1 protein-coding gene is annotated in these 356 nt (G+C 62.4%); it reads left to right on the top strand.

Annotation, left to right across the window (positions count from 1 at the left end):
* A partial coding sequence (locus tag RTW80_RS27920) for an aldehyde dehydrogenase family protein (protein ID WP_312721370.1) occupies window positions 1-356 on the top strand: 356 nt, incomplete at both ends.

Genomic DNA, 356 nt, shown 5'->3' with positions numbered 1-356 from the left:
GCTTTATCGAGCGCGCCGCCATGCTGAAGGCGGTGGCCAAACATCTGCTGAGCCAGAAGGATCGCTTTTATGCCCTGTCAGCCCAGACCGGCGCGACGAAGGCCGACAGCTGGGTGGATATTGAAGGCGGTATCGGCACCCTCTTCACCTACGCAAGCCTCGGCAGCCGTGAGCTGCCGGACGATACCCTGTGGCCGGAGGATGAACTGATCCCGCTGTCGAAGGAAGGCGGCTTTGCGGCACGTCACGTGTTAACGTCGAAATTCGGCGTGGCGGTGCATATCAACGCGTTCAACTTCCCGTGCTGGGGGATGCTGGAAAAGCTCGCGCCCACCTGGCTTGCCGGGATGCCCGCC

Source organism: Escherichia sp. AM3 (genome assembly GCF_032029835.1).
In the GTDB taxonomy this organism is placed as follows: Bacteria; Pseudomonadota; Gammaproteobacteria; order Enterobacterales; family Enterobacteriaceae; genus Escherichia; species Escherichia coli.
Note: the sequence above shows the minus strand (reverse complement) of the source record. Positions and strands in the feature narration are given on the sequence as shown.